1 tRNA gene is annotated in these 240 nt (G+C 60.4%); it reads right to left on the reverse strand.

Going from position 1 to position 240, the window contains the following annotated elements:
* Positions 1–77: 77 nt before the first annotated feature.
* A tRNA-Ser gene (locus HFP89_RS00005) sits at positions 78–168 on the reverse strand.
* Positions 169–240 lie beyond the last annotated feature (72 nt).

Genomic DNA, 240 nt, shown 5'->3' on the forward strand with positions numbered 1-240 from the left:
AACCCGGGTTCTCATCCGTGGTCCCCACTCCCCGATCAACAAAAAAACCCCGCGCAGGGCGGGGTGTTTTTTGTTGATGGCGGAGAGGGAGGGATTCGAACCCTCGAACCGGGGTTACCGGTTAACGGTTTTCGAGACCGCCGCATTCGACCACTCTGCCACCTCTCCGAAACTCGAATTGTAAGGACCAGGCTGCCCTGATCGGCGGTCCGTTGGACCGCGAGACCGCCGCATGGACTG

Source organism: Wenzhouxiangella sp. XN79A (assembly GCF_012272825.1).
In the GTDB taxonomy this organism is placed as follows: Bacteria; Pseudomonadota; Gammaproteobacteria; order Xanthomonadales; family Wenzhouxiangellaceae.